The 20,094-nt window shown below is 72.3% G+C and carries 18 protein-coding genes and 1 tRNA gene; 13 read left to right on the top strand and 6 right to left on the bottom strand.

Going from position 1 to position 20,094, the window contains the following annotated elements; genetic code table 11:
* Positions 1-73: 73 nt before the first annotated feature.
* Entirely contained in the window at positions 74-1,543 is a 1,470-nt protein-coding gene (locus AB0J72_RS19000; RefSeq protein WP_363400369.1) for an SGNH/GDSL hydrolase family protein, read from the top strand.
* Positions 1,537-1,884 carry a hypothetical protein gene (locus AB0J72_RS18995; RefSeq protein ID WP_363400367.1) on the top strand — a complete coding sequence of 116 codons (348 nt, stop codon included), beginning with the start codon at positions 1,537-1,539 and terminating at the stop codon, positions 1,882-1,884. Before AB0J72_RS19000 ends, AB0J72_RS18995 begins: the two co-directional genes overlap by 7 nt.
* A gap of 65 nt (positions 1,885-1,949) precedes the next feature.
* On the opposite strand, the gene AB0J72_RS18990 is transcribed toward AB0J72_RS18995, so the two are convergent.
* Positions 1,950-2,348 (bottom strand): nuclear transport factor 2 family protein, encoded by a 399-nt coding sequence (locus tag AB0J72_RS18990; protein ID WP_363400365.1) that lies wholly within the window; start codon positions 2,346-2,348, stop codon positions 1,950-1,952.
* Between the two features lie 59 nt (positions 2,349-2,407).
* Here AB0J72_RS18990 and AB0J72_RS18985 point away from each other — a divergent pair, with 59 nt between their 5' ends.
* Positions 2,408-2,971 carry a helix-turn-helix domain-containing protein gene (locus AB0J72_RS18985; RefSeq protein WP_363400363.1) on the top strand — a complete coding sequence of 188 codons (564 nt, stop codon included), beginning with the start codon at positions 2,408-2,410 and terminating at the stop codon, positions 2,969-2,971.
* A 12-nt stretch (positions 2,972-2,983) separates the two neighbouring features.
* Here the strand turns inward: AB0J72_RS18985 and AB0J72_RS18980 are convergent, their stop codons facing one another.
* On the bottom strand, positions 2,984-3,826 hold the full coding sequence (locus AB0J72_RS18980; protein ID WP_363400361.1) for a MarR family transcriptional regulator: 843 nt from the start codon (positions 3,824-3,826) through the stop codon (positions 2,984-2,986).
* Between the two features lie 162 nt (positions 3,827-3,988).
* Between AB0J72_RS18980 and AB0J72_RS18975 the strand changes: the two genes are divergently transcribed.
* On the top strand, positions 3,989-4,306 hold the full coding sequence (locus AB0J72_RS18975; RefSeq protein WP_363400359.1) for a hypothetical protein: 318 nt from the start codon (positions 3,989-3,991) through the stop codon (positions 4,304-4,306).
* Positions 4,307-4,368: 62 nt separating this feature from the next.
* Here AB0J72_RS18975 and AB0J72_RS18970 read toward each other — a convergent pair.
* The 3 genes from AB0J72_RS18970 to AB0J72_RS18960 form a co-directional block, all read right to left on the bottom strand.
* Positions 4,369-4,496, bottom strand: a tRNA-OTHER gene (locus AB0J72_RS18970).
* Positions 4,497-4,581: 85 nt separating this feature from the next.
* Entirely contained in the window at positions 4,582-5,436 is an 855-nt protein-coding gene (locus tag AB0J72_RS18965) for a hypothetical protein (RefSeq protein ID WP_363400357.1), read from the bottom strand.
* Positions 5,433-5,747 (bottom strand): PadR family transcriptional regulator, encoded by a 315-nt coding sequence (locus tag AB0J72_RS18960; protein WP_344500596.1) that lies wholly within the window; start codon positions 5,745-5,747, stop codon positions 5,433-5,435. The genes AB0J72_RS18965 and AB0J72_RS18960 overlap by 4 nt, the downstream gene beginning before the upstream one ends.
* Positions 5,748-5,872: 125 nt before the next feature.
* On the opposite strand from AB0J72_RS18960, the gene AB0J72_RS18955 reads away from it, so the two are divergent.
* The 3 genes from AB0J72_RS18955 (at position 5,873) to AB0J72_RS18945 (ending at position 11,265) form a co-directional block, all read left to right on the top strand.
* Positions 5,873-7,423, top strand: coding sequence for a DUF2079 domain-containing protein (locus AB0J72_RS18955; protein ID WP_363400355.1), 1,551 nt, complete (start codon positions 5,873-5,875; stop codon positions 7,421-7,423).
* Positions 7,420-8,985 carry a hypothetical protein gene (locus AB0J72_RS18950; RefSeq protein WP_363400353.1) on the top strand — a complete coding sequence of 522 codons (1,566 nt, stop codon included), beginning with the start codon at positions 7,420-7,422 and terminating at the stop codon, positions 8,983-8,985. The genes AB0J72_RS18955 and AB0J72_RS18950 overlap by 4 nt, the downstream gene beginning before the upstream one ends.
* Before the next feature lie 114 nt (positions 8,986-9,099).
* Positions 9,100-11,265 (top strand): hypothetical protein, encoded by a 2,166-nt coding sequence (locus AB0J72_RS18945; protein WP_363400351.1) that lies wholly within the window; start codon positions 9,100-9,102, stop codon positions 11,263-11,265.
* Between the two features lie 18 nt (positions 11,266-11,283).
* On the opposite strand, the gene AB0J72_RS18940 is transcribed toward AB0J72_RS18945, so the two are convergent.
* Entirely contained in the window at positions 11,284-12,282 is a 999-nt protein-coding gene (locus AB0J72_RS18940) for a lysylphosphatidylglycerol synthase domain-containing protein (RefSeq protein ID WP_363400349.1), read from the bottom strand.
* Positions 12,283-12,376: 94 nt separating this feature from the next.
* Here AB0J72_RS18940 and AB0J72_RS18935 point away from each other — a divergent pair, with 94 nt between their 5' ends.
* From AB0J72_RS18935 to AB0J72_RS18910, 6 genes are all read left to right on the top strand, one after another.
* Positions 12,377-13,513, top strand: a complete 1,137-nt coding sequence (locus tag AB0J72_RS18935) for a glycosyltransferase (RefSeq protein ID WP_363400347.1) — start codon at positions 12,377-12,379, stop codon at positions 13,511-13,513.
* A complete protein-coding gene (locus AB0J72_RS18930) occupies positions 13,510-14,310 on the top strand; it encodes a class I SAM-dependent methyltransferase (RefSeq protein ID WP_363400345.1) in 801 nt (266 codons plus the stop codon). The genes AB0J72_RS18935 and AB0J72_RS18930 overlap by 4 nt, the downstream gene beginning before the upstream one ends.
* 190 nt (positions 14,311-14,500) lie before the next feature.
* Positions 14,501-15,451 carry a glycosyltransferase family 2 protein gene (locus AB0J72_RS18925; protein WP_363400343.1) on the top strand — a complete coding sequence of 317 codons (951 nt, stop codon included), beginning with the start codon at positions 14,501-14,503 and terminating at the stop codon, positions 15,449-15,451.
* A gap of 160 nt (positions 15,452-15,611) precedes the next feature.
* On the top strand, positions 15,612-16,721 hold the full coding sequence (locus tag AB0J72_RS18920; protein WP_363400341.1) for an SPFH domain-containing protein: 1,110 nt from the start codon (positions 15,612-15,614) through the stop codon (positions 16,719-16,721).
* Positions 16,722-16,724: 3 nt separating this feature from the next.
* Positions 16,725-17,792 carry a hypothetical protein gene (locus tag AB0J72_RS18915; protein ID WP_363400339.1) on the top strand — a complete coding sequence of 356 codons (1,068 nt, stop codon included), beginning with the start codon at positions 16,725-16,727 and terminating at the stop codon, positions 17,790-17,792.
* Between the two features lie 183 nt (positions 17,793-17,975).
* Positions 17,976-19,589 (top strand): hypothetical protein, encoded by a 1,614-nt coding sequence (locus tag AB0J72_RS18910; RefSeq protein WP_363400337.1) that lies wholly within the window; start codon positions 17,976-17,978, stop codon positions 19,587-19,589.
* The last annotated feature ends 505 nt before the right edge of the window (positions 19,590-20,094 follow it).

The raw sequence follows: 20,094 nt of genomic DNA, 5'->3' as shown, positions 1-20,094 counted from the left end.
CACCCGATTGACCCTCATGCGTGCGTCGCAGCCAAACCGTCCAATGAGGACAACCCGACGAAAGGAGCCGACGATGCGACCGCGATGGCCGTCTGTCGCCGCGCTGACCGCACTCATCCTCACCTTCGCTCCAGCGGCCGCGCACGCCGCCAGCCAGTACCACACCGACCCGCCGCCGACGGTCGGCGGCGGTCCCGGCACGTACACCCTCCACAAGGAACTCTCCGGATACTCCAACTACGGCGTCGCCGACGCCGCCGCCGACGTCCTCTACGGAGCCGAGTCCGACAGCTGGACGTTCGACCTGGCCGCCGCCGGCATCCCGGCCGATCACCGCAGCCTGCGGCGCGTGCGCGTCAGCCTCGTGCTCGAAGACACCTTCGAGCGCCCGGCGGGCGAGTTCACCGCGAGCCTCGCCGTCGACGGGCTGTCCCTGCACGACGGCCCGGTCGCCACGCTCGGGGTCGACCACGGCGCCCCCTTCGCGGGGCAGTTCACCAACTGGGCCGTCGCCGACTTCCCGATCATCGGCGTGGCCGCCGGCGACACCCCGACCGTGAGCATGGCCAACACGACCACCAACGGACCGGTGACCGGCGACGACTGGATCGGCATCGACTGGATCGAGATCGAGGTCGGCCCGTCGGCATCCGACCGCGACCACGACACCGTGACCGACGCGTTCGACCGCTGCCCGGACAAGCCCGGGTTCGTCGACAACGACGGCTGCCCGGCACGCACGTTCGTGGCGCTCGGCGACTCGTTCTCCTCCGGCGAGAGCAACCGGCCGTACCAGCTCGGGACGGCGGTCCCGGGGGTCAACGAGTGCCACCGGTCGAGCCGGGCATACCCGAACCTGCTGCGCACCAGCCTGCCGGCGGGCACCCCGTTCGAGTTCCACGCGTGCAGCGGCGCGGTCGTGGACAACATGACCACCACCGGCCGCTGGACCGAGCCGAAGCAGCTGAGCTGGTTGTCCGACGACGCGACCCGCCACGGCATCGGGCTCGTCACGCTCACCATCGGCGGCAACGACCTCGGGTTCGCCGATGTGCTCACGTACTGCGTGCTACGCCTGCCGGGCACACGGACGTGCGAGGAGGAGAAGAGCCCGCTGGTCGCGGCGGCCCGGCAGCGGCTCGCGGATCAGCTGCTGCCCGCCCTGTTCACCACCATCGCCGAGAAGGCGAACCACGCCAAGGTGGTCGTTCTCGGCTACCCGAGGTTCTTCCCGGTCGATCCGCCGAAGCATTGCCTGACCGGCCTGTTGGCGCAGACGTTCCGCCAGTCCGACATGCGGTGGATCAACGCCGAGATCGCGGCGTTCGACGCGGTCATCGCCGTCGCCGCGGCCGCGCACGGGTTCCACTACGTCGACACCTACGACGCGTTCGACGGGCACGAGATCTGCGCCGCCGGCTCGGCGCGGCCGGCCATGCACCGGTACATCCACGGGCCCAACACGAAGGGCAGCTTCCATCCCACCGCGTACGGTCAGCAGCTCCTGGCCGACGCCGCCCGCCCGGAGGTGCCGTCATGGTGAGAAGGTGCCTGTCAGGTCTGGTCGTCGTCGCGACCCTGCTGTCCGGCTGCTCGTCCCCGCAGCCCGCGCCGCGCCCGGCCCGGCCCGCGCAGCAACAGCAGACGAGCATGACCGGCCCGCAGGCGTACTCCGCCCTGCAGAACGGCCAGCAGATCGACTACAGCCAGCTCAGCTGCCCCGCACTGGAGTACCTGGCCAACAAGTACACCAGCATCGCGGAGTCGGCGGAGCGGATCAGCGACGGCGACAGCCCGGCCGCCGCCTCGGCCCGGCTGCAGGCCGCTCAGGCATACAACATGGCTTCGCGGATGTGGGGCTACCGCTCACAGAAGACCTGCTGAAACGGCGCGGTGCCGCGACCCGTCCCGACGCGGCCTCGGCACCGCACCCCGTCCGGCGGGCATCGTCATGGTTGCAGGGGGACGCGGCGGGGGCGGACGACCCGGTGCGTGATCCTCCAGCCGTCGTCGCCGTGCCGGAGGGTGTCCTCGTAGGTTCCGCTCGCGACGGACCCGTCCGTCATGACGCCGAGGTACTTGGACAGCGCCTGGACAGTTCCGTCCGGCGCTTCGTCGAGGACGATGTTCGTGACGTGGTGAGCCAGGGGGTTCGCCGCACCGAGCGCGAGTGCGGCATCCCGCGCGCCGGCCAGCCCGGCGAGCACGCCGCCGCCGAGGGCGCTGACGTCGTACGTGACGTCCTCGATGAACAGGTCGGGCATGCCGGCGAAGTCGCCGCGGTCGGCCAGGTGCCCGTGCAGGTTGATGACGTCCTCGATGGCGAACCGGTCCTCGGTGCTCAGCATCGCGCACCCCTCCGCTGAAGTGGGGCTGTCCCCGTTTATTTGCCGTACCATATTCGGGGATGTCCCCGGATAGCAAGCGCCGGCCTCGATCCGACGCACAACGCAACAGAGAACGCCTGCTCACCGCCGCTCGCGAACTCGTGGCCGAGGTCGGCAGCGAGGTCGCCCTCGACGACGTCGCCCGGCGGGCGGGCGTCGGCAACGCGACGCTGTACCGGCACTTCCCGACCCGCGCCGAGCTGCTCGCCGCCCTGTACACCGACGAGGTGACGGCGCTGTGCGAGCACGGCGACCAGCTCCTCGCCGCCCCCGCACCGGTCGAGGCGCTCTTCACCTGGCTCGACGCGTTCGTCGCTCACGTGGCGACCAAGCGCCCGCTCGCCTTGGCGGCCACCGACGTCCCGGACGGCCGCCGCACACCGATGTTCGAGGAGTGGCACGCCGCCATCACCACCACGGCCACCGCCCTGGTACGGCGCGCTCAACCGGCGCTCCGGCCGGACGTCACCGCCACCGACGTGCTGGCCCTCGCCAGCGGCGCGGCGCTCACCACCGACGCCCAGAACGCACGCCGCCTGGTCGCGGTGCTCCGTGACGGTCTGACCGCCCGGCACGACGGGTGAGCGTCGCGCCGGCTATCGCGAGCCGGCGGCGTCGAGCACCGCGACGATGGGTTCGAGGTCGGCGATGAGCTGGTCGCGCTCGCCCGGCTCCAGAATGGCCAACGCCGCCGAGGCGAGGTCGTCGGTGACCGCCTCGATCTGCTCCTTCGTCTTGCGGCCGGCGTCGCTGAGCGAGCCGCAGCCGTCGACGAGGCCACGGACGCGCATCCCGTCCACGACCGCGGCCAGCTGATCCGCGGGCAGGTGGTGGACCCTGCCGTACTTCTCCGCAGGCATGCCCTCCGACAGCGCGTGCAGCACGTGGGCCTCCGTCCCGCCGATGCCGGCGGCGACCAGGGCGGCGTTGTGACCGTCCCCGCGGTGCTCGCGCAGCAGGGTGGCCGCGTGCCAGAGCCGGGCCACGGGCTCCTCGGGCACCGGCAGCGTCCGCAGCGCGGCGTACAGGACCCGTCCTTCCGTCGGGGCGCTGGTCGCCGCCTTGGTGGCCAGGTCGGCGGCGCGCACGACCGTGTCGGAGTCGGCGAGATCACCGAGGATCCGCCGCAGCGCCGCGGCGCTGCCCTGCTGGCGGGCGGCGGCCGCCGCCTCGGGGGTCGTGATGTCCCAGACGCGCGGGATGTGCCGGGCGACCTCGCCGGCGGCGAAGTTGTAGAAGACGGCGTCGACCACCTCGGCCGGGACCCGGCCCAGCGGCGCGGCCCGCCCGGCGAAGTAGGCGTCCCAGGTGTTGCGGAGCCCGAGCGCCAAGAGGGCGACGTCCGGCTCGTCGGCGAAGTACGTGACCAGGTGGATCGGCTCAACGAGCTGGTGCAGACGGCGGGCGGTGTCACTGGCCACGGGAACCAAGGACTGCATCTCGGAACATCTCCTGTGATCGAGAACGGCGCCCCCGCGATCGGGGCCACTCACCTCTGCTACGAACGGCCCCGCCCCGATCCGACAGCCCCTCCCGGATTCTCTGCAAAATCGTTCCGGCCCGCCCCTGCTTCGACTCAACCGGCGGGTAGCCTCCTCCTCGTGGACGACCGGGCAGTTGAAGCACCGCTCCTGCGCGCCACGTGGCCGGTCTTCACGGCCGAGTTCGCCGCAGCACTGGCCGCCGAGCGCGAGGACCGATTGACCGATCAGGTCGACCGGCTGCGCGTCGTCGAAGTCTGTGGTTGCGGTGATGACTTCTGCCAAGGCTTCTACACCGCCGCAAAGCCGGCCGGCGCCTACGGCGTCGGCCACCGCAACGTCTGCCTCGACGCACCGTGGCCGGGCTACCTCATCCTCGACGTCGTCCGCGACGAGATCATGTACGTCGAGGTCCTGTACCGATCGCCGTTGTGCTGACCGCAGTGGGAGGCGGACCGAACGCGAGCGCCGCTGGACGCGTCGCACGGTCAGGGCGCTGTCGGACCGGAGGGGATTTGAACCCCCGGTGGGGCTTGGCACGCCAGCTACCCCACGCGCCTTCGAGCCGCCCGGGCGTGCCCGGCATTCGACTCTGAGCGCTGCAATAGCCCGGCTCTGCCACCGGTCCGGGCACAGTTTGGTGCGATCTCGCCGGCCGCGCAGCCGAGTTTTCTCGACGGCGACGGGGAAGGGGGCGTCGGGCTTCGTGTGGCTCAGGTGGTTCCCTGCGGTGTGGGAGCGGGCGTCGAGGTGTCGGGTCGGGTGGTGGTGGTGACCAGGCCGAGGGCGTAGGCGGTGCAGGCGGTGAGCAGCGCGGGCAGGATCGTCATCGCGTCGGCCACGCGGCCGGTCGGGTCGCCCATCACGGACGGGTCGATGCCGAGGGAGGTGACCGGGTAGGCGGCGACGGCCGTGCTCAGCGAGCCGGACACCGGCAGGCTGTACACGGCGACCGCCAGCTCGCAGGCCACGAGGCCGCCGAACGCCATGGTGAGCACCGCGCGGCGGCGGTGCCCCCGGCGGGTCAGGGCGGTGGCCACTGTGGACAGTGCGCACGTCGTCAGGCCCCAGGCGCCGACGGCGGCGGTCACGGGCCAGCTGCCGCGGTCGGTGACGAGCAGCATCACCGGCAGGGCGCCGAGGGTCAGCCCGGCCGGCGCGAGCGCCGATGTGAACGGCAGCCGCGCGTGGCCGGCCAGCCAGACCGCCCCGGCGGCGACCGGCAGGGCCGCGGCCGCCGGCACGAGGCGCGCGGAGCCGGCGGTGAGCGATGCGCCGGTGACGGCGGCGCCGGCGGCGAACAGCCACGCGCAGAGGGTGTAGAAGACGAGGAAGGCGCCGGCGAAGGCCACGGGTGCGGCGACCAGGCCGGTGGTCGCGTGCAGGTGGGGACGTAGCCGCGCATACGTGAGCGCCCGCACGCGTTCGGCGAGCGCGCAGCGTGCCACGTCGGCCAGGTCGCGCAGCGGCCGCCGCGAGTGGCTGAGCAGGTCGGCGATCTCCGGGCCGTACCGGTCCCGGACGTGGCGCGGGTACAGGGCGATGACCAGCCGGACCGCGCGGTTCACGACAGGGCCAACCGGCGCAGGCCGGTGCCGGCGACGGCCCGCATGCGCGACAGCTCCGCCTGCAGCGCGGCCCGGCCGGCGGCGGTGAGCTGGTAGGGCTTGCGGCGCTCCCGCTCCGGGAGGGCCTCGATGAGCGCCAGGTCCTCGAGGCGGCGGATCGCCCCGTACAGCGTGCCGGGGCCGGGACGGTCGCCGGTGATGGCGGCGATGTCGTCCTGCATCGCATACCCGTGCTTGGGACCTTCGGCGAGGCTGACGAGCACGAGCAACGCCGGCTCCGAGAACCGGCCGAACTCGGTGAGTCCGGACATGCCACCTCCACTACTACGTGGGACGTAGCATCGCAGGACGTAGTAGTGGCCGTCAACTCCACGCCTCCGGGCGGAAGCCCGGGAGCTACGCTGACCGCCATGACGGTGGCCGGGCTGATGCGACCGTGACCAGCTCCGGGGCGGCCACGGCGGTCAGCGACGCCGTGGTCCCGGCACGGCGGGCCGTCGGGCCGTCGCACCGTGTCGCCGTCGCCGCGATCGTGGTCGCGGCGGCGCTGTGCTATTCGGTGCTCGCCCTCAACCGGTTCCGCACGTGGCGCTCGGCCACGTACGACCTGGTGATCTTCGACCAGGCGGTGCGCGCCTACGCCCAGGGGCATCTACCGGTGGCGATCGTCAAGGGCGTGCACAACGGGTTCGGGCCGCACTTCAGCGTGCTCGGTGACCACGTGTCGCCGCTGCTGGTGCTGCTCGCGCCCCTGTACCTGGTGTACGACGACCCTCGCACGCTGCTGGTGGCCCAGGCCGTCCTGCTGGCCGGCGCGGTCGTGCCGCTGTGGCGGTTCACGCACCGTGAGCTGGGGGTCACGGCCGCCTACGGGGTGGCGGTGGCGTATGCGCTGTCGTGGCCGGTGGCGGGCGCCGTCGGGTTCGACTTCCACGAGGTCGCGTTCGCCCCGCTGCTGTTCGCCGTGCTGTTCGACCAGCTGTCCGCGTACCGGCACGGCCGCGGGCGGCGGCGGCACGTGGCGCTGGCCTGCGCGACGCTGCTGCTCGTGAAGGAGGACATGGGGCTGGCGCTGGCCGGGGTGGGGGTGTGCCTGCTGCTGCCGCAGCGTGGCCGGCCGCGCCGGCGCGGCGACGTGCTCCTCGGCCTCGGCTGCCTCCTCGGCGGGCCGGCGTACACGGTCCTGGCCACCCAGGTCATCATCCCCGCGTTCGGCGGCCGGTCGGACTACTACTGGTCGTACGACCACTTCGGGCCGACCGTCCCGGCCGTGCTGTGGCACGTGGCCAGCCAGCCGGGCGATGCGCTGTACACCTTCTTCAACCCGGCGACGAAGACCCACACGATGCTGATGCTGCTGGTGGTCGCCGGACTGACGCCGCTGGTCTCACCGTATCTGGCGGTGACGCTGCCGCTGATCGCCGAGCGGATGCTGTCGGAGTCGCCGGGCTGGTGGGACACCGGGGCGCACTACAACGCGTTCGTGGTGATCCCGCTGCTGTGCGCGGGTGTCGACGGGGCGGCCCGGATCGCGCGGCACCGGCGGATGCGCCGGTTCGGCGCCGTCTGGACGGCCGTGGTGGTCGTCGCGGCGGTGCTGGCGCTGCCCGGCTCGGCGTTCGGTCAGCTGGCCCGGCCGTCGCAGTGGCGGTGGACCGACGACATGCGGGCGATGGAGCACGCGGCCGCGCAGGTCCCGGACGGGGCGCTGGTCGAGACCGCCTCCAGTCTCGGGCCACGCCTGAGCGGCCGCACCCAGGTGCTGCTGTGGGACCGGACTCCCCGCTGGGCCCCGTGGGTGGTCGCCGACGTCGCCCGCCCGCAGTTCCCGTTCTGCGGCCTCGACGACCAGCGCGCGCGGGTCGACCTGCTGCAGGGCAGCGGCTACCGGGTCGTCTTCCGGGAGCGTGACTTCGTCGTGCTGCACAATCCGGATGCGCTGCCTCAGCTGACGGCCCCGCCCGCACCACCGTGCGGCGGATCGTGACCGACGCGGGAGCGGCGCGACGCGCGGACGCCGTCGCCGTTGGCGCGCTGCTGGCGGCCGTGCCCGTGGTGCACCGGATCGGCCCGGCGCTGGACGCTCCCTACTGGCTGGACGAGTCGTGGGTGGCGCTGGCGGCCAAGGCGCCGCTGGCGGACCTGCCGTGGGTGACGGCGTCGACACCGCTCGGATGGACGCTCCTGGTCTGGTCGGTGCCGGGCGGCGGGCAGCTCCAGCGGCTGATCCCGCTGCTGTTCCTCGCCGGGTCGGTGCTGGCCGGCTACGCCTTCGGGCGCTGCCTCGGCTGGCCGGGCCGCGGCTGGGCCGTCGCCGCCGGGCTCGCCGCGGGCGCCGCGACGCTGCTGATCCCGGCGCAGCTGGTGCGCCACGACCTGAAGCAGTACACGGCCGAAGGCGCGGTCGCGTTGCTGCTGCTGGCGATGACCGCGTGGCTGGAATCGGCCTGGTCCCGGCGCCGCCTGGTCCTGCTCGGTGCGGGCGTGGTGGCCGGGATGCTGTTCAGCCATCCCGCGGCGCTCATCGGCGCGGCGGTGCTCGGCGCGGTCCTGCTCACGTCGGCCGTCGGCGCGCCCCGGGGCCGGCTGCGGGACACCGCCCTGGTCAGCGCCGGGACCGCGGCGGCGGCGTTGCTCGTGTACGTGGTGCTCGACCGGCCGAACCGCAATGACGCGCTGGCCGGCTACTGGTCGGGGTACTTCCCGACGGTCGGCGGGCTCCCGTCCTACCTCGGCACCCGGCTGGCGGAGCTGACGCCGGCGTTGGGCGCCCCGTGGCAGCTGGTGGCCGCCGCGGCTGCGGTGGGCGTGGTGGCGGTCGCGCGGCTGCGCCGGCCGGCGACAGCGCTGGCGCTGCTGCTGATCCCGGTGATCGTCGTCGCGGCGGCGCTGGCCGGCGTGTACCCGCTGCTGGACCAGCGCACGTCGCACTTCCTGCTGGTCGTCGCGGCGGCCGTGGCCGGGACCGGCCTGGTGCGGACGGCGGCCGACCTGACCGGCCACCTGCCGGCACGGACCCGGGCACGGACACGGAGCGTGGTGGCGGCGGTCCTGGTCGTCACCACGGTGTCGGCGTACGCGATCGCGAACAGCGGCGCGCTGCTGCGCCCGCCGGCCCCCGGCGACCCCGGCGAGGACGTCCGTGCCCAGGTGGCGTACGTCGCGTCGCACCGCCGGCCCGGCGACGTGATCGCCGTGAACATGTCCGGTCAGTTCGGCTTCGCGTACTACTGGACCGAAGACCCGCCGCTGCTGCGGCGTGGTGGCCCGATGGCCACCGGATGGTACGTCTCGTACACCGCGGGCAGCCGGATCCTCGTCGCGACCGGACGCGACACCGCCGCGGTCGCCGACCTCGTCGCCGCCGCAGAACGGCTGGCCGGCGCGGGTGGGCGGATCTGGCTCGTGCGCAGCCACGTCAACGCCGATGAACGGGCCGCCTGGCAGGCCGCCCTGGCCGGCGGCGTCGTGGACGAGGTCACGGTCGGCCCCGAGCCACTGGCGACGCTGACGGTGGGCCAGGCACCCGGTCACCAGACGGGGCGCTGACGTCCGGGGCGGTTCCCAGCTGGCCCGACTATGCTCTCCGCGGCGGATCGCCGGTCCCGGACATCGGGCGCCGTGGTGATCCGTGCCGGTCGAGGATGTGGAGTCTGGTTCATCGTGTCGTTTACCGCGGCGACCGTGCCGGGGCAGCCCGCTGCCCCGCCTTCGCGTCGTGCCCCCGCAGTCCGTCGTCTGCTCGAGGCCACCTCGGCGGACAGCGCCCGGGCGGGGCGGCTGCTGCTGTTGCTGGCCGTGGTGCCCGCGGTGGCGGTGACGGCATGGCTGCTGGTCGCGGTGCCGCTCGCCGCGACGGGACACTTCCGCCCGGGCATCGTGGTGCCGGCCGCGGTGGTGCTGGCGATCCCGCTGGTGCGGTGGGCGACGCGGTTGCCGCGGCGCAGCGGCGCCGGGTCGTTCACCGCGCCGTGGTCGGCGGTCGTCGCGACGTCGGCGATCGCCGTCGGGTTCGCCGGGTTCGCCGCGGTGAGATCCAGCCAGCAGGCGGTGCTGCACCGTGACGCCGGCACCTATGCCCAGGTCGGGCTCTGGCTGAGCGACCATCCGGGCCTGACCACCCCGGTGCCGGTCGACGCCTTCGGGGCCGCGGCGGCGCAGCTGACGTTCGCGCACCCCGGCTTCTACGTGCAGGACGGCCTGATCGTGCCGCAGTTCATGACGGGCTGGCCGACGATGCTCGCCGCCGCCCACTGGGTCGCCGGTTGGCAGGGGATGTTCGTGCTGCCGGCGCTGGTCGGCGGCGCGGCCCTGCTCGCCGTCGGCGGGCTGGCCGGCCGCCTGTTCGGGGCGCGGTGGGCGCCGGTGGCCGCGCTGCTGCTGGGCTCGGCGTGGCCGATGCTGCGGGTGAGCCAGACGACGTACTCCGAACCGCTGGCGTGTCTCATGCTCGCCGCCGGGCTGTGCCTGGCCGCCGGCGCCTGGAACGCAGGGGTGAGCGCGGACGGGCCGGCGAGGAGCGCCGAGACGCGCCGGGACGTCGGCTGGTCGATGGCGCTGTCAGGTCTGCTGCTGTCCGCCGGTGAGCTGGTCCGCCTCGACATGGGGGTGGACTTCGCCCTCATGATCCCCGCGATCGGCTGGTGGTGGCTGCGCCGGCGGGGTGGGGTCTGGCCGTTCGCCGCCGGTGCCGTGGTCGGCGGCGGCCTGGGGTTCCTCGACTGCCGGTTCGTGACCTGGCCGTATGTGCTGGTCAACTGGTCGTCGGTCCGGCTCATGATCGTGGTCCTGGTGCTGTCGCCCGTCGTGACCGCCGGGCTGGCGCTGTTCCTGCGGCGCTGGCACCGTGACGTGCGGACCTTGCGCTGGTGGCGCTGGGCGCCGCCGGTCGCCGCGGCCGGCACCCTCGTGCTGGGGCTGCTCCTTGCCGTGCGGCCGCTGCTGTACGTCGACCGCTCCATCACCGCGGCCAACACGATCGAGTACGTCGCGTCGCATCAGGAGCAGTTCGGGCTTCCGGTCGACGGCACCCGCAGCTACGCGGAGCAGACGGTGTCCTGGGTCTCGTGGTACACGGGCTGGCCGGTGCTGGTGCTGGCCTGGATCGGCGCCGCCGGGGTCGTGTACGCCGTCACCCGCGGCCGTGGCTGGCGCTTCCTGCCGATCCTGCTGGTGTACGGCGGATCCGGGGTGGCGTCCCTGCTGCGCCCCGCGATCACCCCCGACCATCCGTGGGCGGACCGCCGGCTGGTCGTCGAGGTGCTGCCCGCCGTGGCGCTGTTCGCCACCTGGACCCTTGCCGCGCTGATCCGCTCGGGCGGGACCGGCCGCGTCCGGGCGGCCGCGACCGGCGGGTGGCGTGCGGCCGGACGCCTGCTCGCGCCGACACCGACGGGTGCGCTCGCCCGGCTGGTCGTGCTGCTGGCGATCGCCGCGCCGGCGCTGGTGGTCACCGCGCGGCTCGGGCCGAACCGCACCGAGGTGGGCGAGCCGGACGCCGCGGCCGCGGTGTGCCGGGCGCTGCGGCCGACGGATTCGGTCGTCATGATGGACACGCAGTGGTCACCCACGATCCGCAACCAGTGCGGCCTGCCCGTGGCGGCCCTGGAGAACCCGACGGTGGAGCGCATGCAGGAGGTCGTCGCCGGCATCCGCGCGGCCGGCCAGGTGCCGGTGCTGATGTCGTCGTCGACGCTGACGCTGCTGCCCTACGGGCTGCCGCTGGAGCGGATCGTCTACCTGGACACCCACGAGGACCAGCACGTGCTCACGTGGCGCCCGACCGGGACCGACCCGCGGCGGCTGGAGTGCTGGCTGGTCCGCCCCTGACCCCGGTCGCCGCGTCGCTCACCGTGACCGGCCGGGGGCGCGCACCGCCAGGTAGGCGGCGACGGCCGTCACCCCGGCCAGGACCAGGTCACCGGCGGTCAGCAGCCCCCTGGACAGCACCGCGACGGCGGTCGCCTGTCCGGTGCTGAGCTGCGCGCCGAGGATCGCGACCAGCAGCACGTCGCGGACGCCGGCCCCGGCGGGCGTGACCACCGCCAGGAACCCCAGGCACCAGGCCAGCGTGAAACCGCCGACCGCCAGCGCCGCGACCCCACCCGGGCTGCCGGTGAGCGGCCAGCTCAGCAGCCACGCGTGCGCGCCGAGCAGCAGCCACGACGCCACCGCCCAGGCCAGCGACACGACGATCGTCCGGCCGGACAGCGGCTGGGGCAGCGGCGGGCGGCGCAGCACCCGCAGCGCCATCCCGACGACGGCGTTGACGACCTTCGGGCGCAGCAGCAGACCGAGGACCGGCACGCCGAGCAGCGCCCACCAGTACCGCTCGGTCACCGCCCCGGCACCCGCCGCGAGCACGACCGCGGCGGTGACCAGGCCGGCACCGAGCGACACGGCCATCGTCAGGACGGCGGCGGTCGCGGTGCGGCTGCGCGGCACCTGGTGGGCGTGGGCGAGCTCCATCTGGGCGACCACCGGCCACATCGACCCGGGCAGGTACTTGCCGAGCTGCCCGACGAAGAAGACCCGGGCCGCCGCCGTGACCGGCAACGGCGAGCCGAGCCCGCCCAGCAGCGTCCGCCAGACCTGCATCGTGGCCAGGAGCCCGACGGCGACGAGCGCGGCCGCGGCGGCGGTCGCCCCGGCACCGATCTGCGTCACCGCGGCGCCGACGTCGGCGCGCTGCCGCGCCACGGCGACACCGCCGCCGACCACCGCGACACCGAGCAACGACCACTTGGTCCAGCGGTTGGTGAGCCCTCGCCCGACGAACGACGCGATGCGCCTGCGCGTGCCGGCCTTCGCGGGTGGCTGCCCGGCTTCGGCTACGGGATCAGGCACCGGGCGAGCCTACCCTCCGGGCGACGGGCCGCCGCCGGAGTCCCCGCTGACGTGCGCCGAGGCCGCCGCGGGCGATGACCTAGGCTAGGGCGCCATGCGGGTCCTGTTCTTCGGCACGTACGACACGGCGATGCACCCACGCGTCGGTGTGCTCGCCGAAGGGCTTCGCGGTCACGGCGCCGACGTCGTGGAGTGCAACGCCCCGCTCGGTGTCGGCACCGCCGCTCGCGTGGCGGCGGTGGCGCAGCCGTGGCGCCTGCCCGGCCTGGTCCTCACGGTGGCCCGGCGCTGGGTCTCGCTGGCGCGGGCGGCCCGCCGCGTCGGCGCCGTCGACGCCGTCGTCGTCGGGTATCTCGGGCTGCTGGACGTCCACCTGGCGCGGCTGCTGTTCCGGCGGGTGCCGATCGTGCTGGACCACATGACCGGCGCCGGGGACACCGCCGCGGACCGCCGCCTCGGGGGCCGGCTGCGCCGCCGCCTGCTTGCCGCCGTCGACCGGGCCGCGCTGCGCCGCGCCGACCTCATCGTCGTCGACACCGACGAACACCGTGCCGCGCTCCCGCCGCGGCACCATGCCCGGAGCGTCGCGGTCGCCGTCGGCGCTCCCTCGGCATGGTTCGAGGCAGGCCGCGAACACGCCGCGGACAGTGGTGCGTTGCGGGTGGTGTTCTTCGGCCTCTACACGCCGCTGCAGGGCGCCACGGTCATCGGCGAAGCGGCCCGCCTGCTGGCGGGGGAGGGCGTCACCTTCACCATGGTCGGGCAGGGGCAGGACGAGGCGGCGACCCGGCACGCCGCCGAGGGCGCCGACGTCGCGTGGCTGCCCTGGGTGCCGGCCGGCGACCTTCCCGCGCTCGTCGCCGGGCACGACGTGTGCCTCGGCATCTTCGGCACCAGCGACAAGGCGATGCGGGTGGTGCCCAACAAGGTGTTCCAGGGTGCGGCCGCCGGCTGCGCCGTGGTCACGTCCGACTCCCCGCCGCAGCGGCGCGCCCTCGGCGACGCCGCGCTGCTGGTCCCGGCCGGCGACCCGCACGCGCTGGCCACGACGCTGCGACGGCTCGCCACGGACCGGTCCGAGACGGCCCGGCTGCGGCAGGCCGCCCGCGGTCTCGCCGAGGCCCGGTTCACCCCCGAGCACGTCGTGACGCCGCTGTGGGAGCGGCTCGGTGACGGCGGCGCCGGCGAGCCCGCCGGTGCCGGGCGGCTCGCGTCCAGGGGGCGTCGATGAGCAACCCGCATCCCCGGCCCGGGCCGCCGCGGGCGCCGATGTCGGCCTGGCGGATGGACGCCGTCGCGCCGCTGTCGCCGAACGGCTGGCTCCGCCATGACGCCGTCATGCACCTGTTCCCGTCCTCCGGCGCGACGGACGTGCTGGAGATCGGGTGCGGGCAGGGTGGCTTCGGCGCCAGGCTCGCCCAGCGGTACCGGTACCTCGGCATCGAACCCGACCAGGCGTCGTTCACGGTGGCGGAGCAGCGGCTGCGCCACGCCGGCGGGGGAGAGGTCCGCAACGCCCGCCTCGAGCTGCTGGAGCCCGGCCAGTTCGACGTCGTGTGCGCGTTCGAAGTGCTGGAGCACCTCGACGACGACACCGCGGCGCTGGCCGCCTGGGTCGAGCGGGTGCGGCCCGGCGGCCTGCTGCTGCTGTCCGTGCCCGCGTACCAGCGCCGGTACGCCGCCGCGGACGAGCTCGTCGGCCACTTCCGCCGGTACGACCCCGGACCACTGCACGGCCTGCTGACCGCCGCCGGACTCGTCGACGTCCGGATCCGTCACTACGGGATGCCGCTGGGTTACGTGCTGGAAGGCGGCCGGAACGTGATCGCCCGCAGACGGCTCCGGGCGGCCGGCACGACGTCACCGCAGCAGCGCAGCGCCGGATCCGGGCGGCTCCTGCAGCCCTCGTCCGGCCTGCGCGGCGCGTTGAACCGGTGCGGCTCCGCACCCTTCCGCCTGCTGCAACGGGCCTTCCCGAAGACCGGGCCCGGCCTGGTCGCCGCGGCCCGCCGGCCGGCGGGACCGTAGACCGTCGCCGCGTGCGGCCGCCCCGGCAAGGGCGGGGCGAGTGATACGCCTCACCGGGGCCGCCCTAATTCGCGACCGGCACCGGAGCGGCCTACTGTGACGGTCACCCCCTCTGCCGTAGCCCCGGCGCGAGCACCCGAACGCAAGACGGCACGCTGTGCCGGCACCACCGTCCACGAGTGAGGCAGCAGTGACGTTGACAGAACAGGTCCCGATCGCGGGCGGCGGGAGCGTGCCGGCCCGTTCCAGCAGCAGCCTCGACGTCACGGTCGTGCTGCCGTGCTACAACGAGCAGGCGCACGTGCGCCAGGAGATCGAACGGATCTGCGCCGCGCTCGACGAGTCCGGCTACACCTACGAGCTGCTGGCGATCGACGACGCGTCGACCGACGCCACCCTCGAGGTGCTCCGCGCGGCCGAGCCGTCATTCCCGCACCTGAAGGTCGTCGCGCTGCACCGCAACGGCGGATCGGGCACCGTCCGCCGGCTCGGGTCCCGGATGGCCGCGGGCGCCATCGTGGTCTGGACCGACGCGGACCTCACCTACCCCAACGCCCGGATTCCCGAGCTCGTCCGCCTGCTGCACGACGACCCGAGCATCGACCAGGTCGTCGGCGCGCGCACCACCGAGGAGGGCAGCCACAAGCTGCTGCGGGTCCCGGCGAAGTGGGTCATCCGCAAGATCGCCGAGTGGCTCACCAGCCAGTCGATCCCCGACCTCAACTCCGGGATGCGGGCCTTCCGCCGCGAGGTCGCGCAGCCCTACCTGCGGCTGCTGCCCCCGGGATTCTCCTGCGTCACCACCATCACGCTGGCGTTCCTGTCCAACCAGCATCACATCCTCTACGTGCCGATCGAATACGCGAAGCGCGCGGGCACGTCGAAGTTCCGGTTCATCGCCGACGCCTACCGGTACATCCTCCAGGTCCTGCGGATGGTGATGTACTTCGATCCGCTCAAGGCCCTCATGCCGCTCGCGCTGTGGCTCGTCACGATCGGCGTCGTCAAGAGCACCTACGATCTCGCGGTCCACCCCATCAGGCTCGCGAACAACACCGTCATGATCTTCCTGACCGGGCTGATCATCGGGTCGCTGGCCCTGCTCGCCGACCTGATCGTGCGGTCCCGGCCCGAGCCGTAGGCTTACCGCCGGGCCGGCCGTGCCGGATGGCTGGGGGCCAGATGTCGGCGGTGAGTGCCGACAAGCCGACACAGTCTCTGTGGCGCTTGTCCGGGATCATGGGATTCTCTATGGTCTGGCCGCGGTGCGAACGGTGCATGCGGAGTAAGGAGCGCGCGTCATGGGTTTGGTGGAGAAGCTACGGGGCGAGTTCATCGACATCATCGAGTGGCTCGATGACAGTCGTGACACGATCGTCTGGCGCTTCCCGAGGTACCAGAACGAGATCAAGATGGGCGCCAAGCTGATCGTGCGCGAGTCGCAGACGGCCGTGTTCGTCAACGAGGGCCAGGTCGCCGACGTCTTCACGCCCGGCACGTACACGCTGCAGACGCAGAACCTGCCGATCCTGACCACGCTCAAGGGCTGGAAGTACGGGTTCGACTCGCCGTGGAAGGCCGAGGTCTACTTCGTCAACACGCGGCAGTTCACCGACTTCAAGTGGGGCACGCAGAACCCGGTGATGATGCGTGACGCCGAGTTCGGGATGGTCCGGCTGCGGGCGTTCGGCGCCTACTCGCTGCGGGTCGTCGACGCGGCGAAGCTGCTGCGGGAGCTGGTCGGCACCGACCCGCAGTTCCGCACCGAGGAGGTGCAGGAGTTCCTGCGCCAGCTCATCGTCGGCCACCTCGGCAGCGCCCTCGCGGCGGCGCAGGTGCCGGCGCTCGACCTGGCCGCGCAGCAGCTGGTCATCGGGCAGAAGCTCGCCGGGGTGCTGACCGAGGAGCTGACCGGCTACGGCGTGCAGATCCCGAAGTTCATCATCGAGAACATCTCCCTGCCGCCGGAGGTCGAGGAGGCCATCGACAAGCGCACCTCCATGGGCGTGGTCGGCAACCTGAACGCCTACACGACGTTCCAGGCCGCCAACGCCATGGAGGACGCCGCCAACAACCCGGGCGGCGGCGCCGGCGAGGGCTTCGGCCTCGGCCTGGGCATGGCCGCCGGGCAGCGGATGGCGAACGCGCTCAACCAGCCGGTGTCGTCCCCTCCGCCGCCGGCCGGCCCACCGCCACTGCCGCAGCAGGACCAGTGGTTCGCCGGCGTCAACGGCCAGCAGGCGGGCCCGTTCGACCTCGACGCGCTCGGCGCGCAGGTCCGGTCGGGCACCGTCAGCCGCACCACCCTGGTCTGGAAGAACGGCATGGCGCAGTGGACCCCCGCCGGTCAGGTCGCCGAGCTCGGCGCGCTCTTCGCCGCCGTCCCGCCGCCGCTGCCGCCGCAGGGCTGAGCCGTGATCACACAGACGCAGTACCCGTGCGCCGGGTGCGGCGCGAACGTCGAGTTCGCGCCCGGCACCACCGCGCTGCGGTGCCCGTACTGCGGGCACGAGACCCAGATCGCCCCCGCCACCCGCCAGATCGCCGAGCACGACTGGAACCAGTTCGCCGGCCTGCCCCGCAAGCCGATCGCGCTGCTGGCCAAGCACGTCTTCAAGTGCCAGAACTGCGGTGCGGCGACCGAGTCCGACGCGATCTCCGACCGCTGCCGGTTCTGCGGCGCGGCCGTCGTCGCCGAGGTCAACCCCGGCGACCAGGTCGTGCCCGAGGCGGTCCTGCCGTTCGCCCTCACCAAACAGCAGCTGCGTGCGCAGCTGCGCACGTGGGCGGCGTCGCGCTGGTTCGCGCCCAACGGGCTGAAGAAGGTCACCGAGGCCGAGTCCGCGAAGAGCACCTACCTGCCACACTGGACCTACGACACCCGGACCGTCTCGCACTACCAGGGCCAGCGCGGTGAGCACTACTGGGTCACGGAGACCTACACCGAGAACGGCGAGACGAAGACCCGCCAGGTGCGCAAGACCCGGTGGCACCACGCGAGCGGCACCGTCGGGCGCACCTTCGACGACGTGCTCGTGACCGGCACGACCAAGGTCACCCAGGAGCACCTCGACGCCCTGGAGCCGTGGCCGCTGCCCGACGCCCAGCCCTTCCACGCCCAGTACCTGGCGGGCCACGAGACGCTCCGCTACGACGTCGAACCCGAAACCGGCCTGGACCAGGCGAAGCGGAAGATCGCCCCGGTCATCGAGCAGGACTGCCGCCACGACATCGGCGGCGACGAGCAGCGCGTCGACCACGTCGACACCGAGTACCACGACCTGACCTTCAAGCTGATGCTCCTGCCGGTCTGGCTCGCCTGCTACATCTACGCCGGCAAGACCTACAACATCCAGGTCAACGGCCGCACGGGCGAGGTAGCCGGCGAACGCCCCTACAGCACCGCGAAGATCGCCGCCGCCATCACCGCCGCGGTCCTGCTCATCGCCGCCATCGTGGCCTTCTTCGTCCTGCGCCGATAGCGCGACGGCGTCCTGCCGGCAGTGCGTTCCAGGACATGGGTCGGCGCCACCGCCCCATGTCCTGGGAATCAAGGGGTTGTGGCTCCCCCTTGGAACCAGAGCCCGATTCGCGCATGAGGTGCTCGTAGGTCACTGACGCCAAGCCACAGCGGACCCGCCTGGGCCGAGTCGTGCAATCGCAAGGTGCCGGTGGTTTGCGGGCTGGCGCAGCGACTCGCCGGCGGGCGACTGGCCGGCTCGGAGCAGTACCGCAGGATCGTGGGCTCGGGCAGCTTGCGTGGGCCGGATCGTAAAGCGACGACCAGCATCGCCGCGACGACGACCGCCACGAGGACAGCACCGGCGATGAGCCACCGCGCCCCCGGCCGACGCGTGTCGATACGCATGCGTCTATTTTATCGCTTCTTCTTCTGTATCAAGCGAACGAACCACCTGGCAATCCTATCCGCCAACTTGTTCATACTCCGATTCGTTCCGCCCGGATGTCACGCCCGGCAGGCTGCCGAATCTAGCCTCAGTACCACGATCTTCATCTATGGGGGAGGATGGATCATGCAATACCGCCGACTGAAGTCAGCGACAGCCGCACTGGTCGTGATCGGACTCGTGTCGACAGCGCTTATCGGGTCGAGTGCGGCGAGTGCCGCCCCGGGCGAGCCCGCAAAGAGAATCGGCGAGGGACGAACCAGCAAGGCGCCACGGCGGTTGCCTGCGGCCGATCCGGTCACCGCTGCAGCCAAGAGCATCGGGAAGATCGGGCGGGAGAGGTACGCGGAGACGTTTGCGGGCCTCAAGATCGACCACGAGGGTGGCCGCGTCCTGCTCTACGCAACAGACGAGAAGCTGGCTGCCCGCATGGTTCAGGAAGGTCTGGCTCGCGTGTCTGATCCGGCCGCCGGGAAGGTTCCCGTGGTCATCGAGCGGAGCCGGTACTCGCGGCAGGCGATGGATACCGCAGGCATGGCGGTGTGGGAGTCCGCCAAGTCCTGGAAGGCGCAAGGTGTGGAGGTCCACTCCATCGTGCTGCGCAGTGACGGCAGCGGCCTGGAGATCCGCGCCAGCGACCCTGGCCGAGCCACCACGCTGGCCGCGCAAAGCAGCGGGCTGAACAGAACCGCCGTGGCGGCAGCGCACCTCACCTTCGTGACCGGCGACAAGGTCTACTCAACTTCCCGGGCCAACGACTCCGCGCCGTACTACGGCGGGGGACCGATCCGCTGGGACTGGGAATTCTCGGGCTACAACTGCACGTCGGCGTTCGGCGTCCGCAACGGTGCGGGCAAAGAGTTCTTGGCCACCGCCGAGCACTGTTTCACCAGCATCGGCACGGGAGTGGAGGATGGCGGCGGTGATCAGATCGGGTGGGTGCGCCACATCGACGTGCTGCACGACGCCGAACTCATCGAAACCGACGCGTCTGCTGGCGTGTGGTTGAACGACACCACTGTTGACTTCTTCACCGGGTACGACTACTCGTGGGACGGCGAGTATCTCTGCCACAGCGGCTACACCTCGAACATGGTCTGCTCGTTCTACGTCTCGAACGAGGCCGTCCAGTGGACCGACGACTCAGGCAAGACCCGCGTCGGAGTCGAGGGATACGCGTGCGACGCATGCGCCGTGGTGGACCACGGGGACAGCGGTGGGCCGGTCTGGGCGCTGTACAGCAATGGAGCCTTGGAGAGTCGTGGCATCAACAGCGCCGGATGGGGCGAGGTCACCGGCGGGTACAACCACATGCTGTGGACGGAAACCCCGTCCATCCTCGCCGCCCTCGGAGTTTCCCTTCTAACCTGAAACCAGATTGCCGAAGTTTTGTTCGCAACCTGAGGCGTGTTTGGTAAGTGGTTGTCGATCGCTGGCCGTGTGTCGGTGTGGCGGCGATCTATATCGATTGAGGTCTCCGGCATCTGGTGTATCGACCAAAGACGCACCAGGTTCCGGAGACCTCGTGGACATGTCAGCGGTATCTGCGCAATGCGCCAACCTGCGTATCTGAAGGGCAGCCGAGACGCCGGCCTGGACGTCCGTCGGCGGGAGGGCCAACGCCAAACACGATGGCTTCGGCTAGGTCCGGCCTACGAGCAGGCGCATGAGCTTGGAGGAGCCGTGTCGATGCACGGCACGATGAGGTCTGATCACTGTGGCCCCCGCGAGAGTGATGTGAGCGAAACGTAGGGGCAGGTCGACCGCCCTGTCAATCGACCGCCGTGGGTTCGGGATGACACCGGAGGAATGTCCGGTTGGTGGTGCCTGTGGCGTGTACGCAAGGTGAGACCTTGACTTCGGTGGATGCGAGCCC

The sequence above is a fragment of the Dactylosporangium sp. NPDC049742 genome, assembly GCF_040674675.1.
GTDB classification, from domain to species: Bacteria; Actinomycetota; Actinomycetes; order Mycobacteriales; family Micromonosporaceae; genus Dactylosporangium; species Dactylosporangium maewongense.
Note: the sequence above shows the minus strand (reverse complement) of the source record. Positions and strands in the feature narration are given on the sequence as shown.

Bases quoted from the DNA above. Each gene is read 5' to 3' on its own strand.
- AB0J72_RS19000 (WP_363400369.1), top strand. From the start codon at position 74: ATGCGACCGCGATGGCCGTCTGTCGCCGCGCTGACCGCACTCATCCTC.
- AB0J72_RS18995 (WP_363400367.1), top strand. From the start codon at position 1,537: ATGGTGAGAAGGTGCCTGTCAGGTCTGGTCGTCGTCGCGACCCTGCTG.
- AB0J72_RS18990 (WP_363400365.1), bottom strand. From the start codon at position 2,348: ATGCTGAGCACCGAGGACCGGTTCGCCATCGAGGACGTCATCAACCTG.
- AB0J72_RS18985 (WP_363400363.1), top strand. From the start codon at position 2,408: ATGTCCCCGGATAGCAAGCGCCGGCCTCGATCCGACGCACAACGCAAC.
- AB0J72_RS18980 (WP_363400361.1), bottom strand. From the start codon at position 3,826: ATGCAGTCCTTGGTTCCCGTGGCCAGTGACACCGCCCGCCGTCTGCAC.
- AB0J72_RS18960 (WP_344500596.1), bottom strand. From the start codon at position 5,747: ATGTCCGGACTCACCGAGTTCGGCCGGTTCTCGGAGCCGGCGTTGCTC.
- AB0J72_RS18935 (WP_363400347.1), top strand. From the start codon at position 12,377: ATGCGGGTCCTGTTCTTCGGCACGTACGACACGGCGATGCACCCACGC.
- AB0J72_RS18930 (WP_363400345.1), top strand. From the start codon at position 13,510: ATGAGCAACCCGCATCCCCGGCCCGGGCCGCCGCGGGCGCCGATGTCG.
- AB0J72_RS18920 (WP_363400341.1), top strand. From the start codon at position 15,612: ATGGGTTTGGTGGAGAAGCTACGGGGCGAGTTCATCGACATCATCGAG.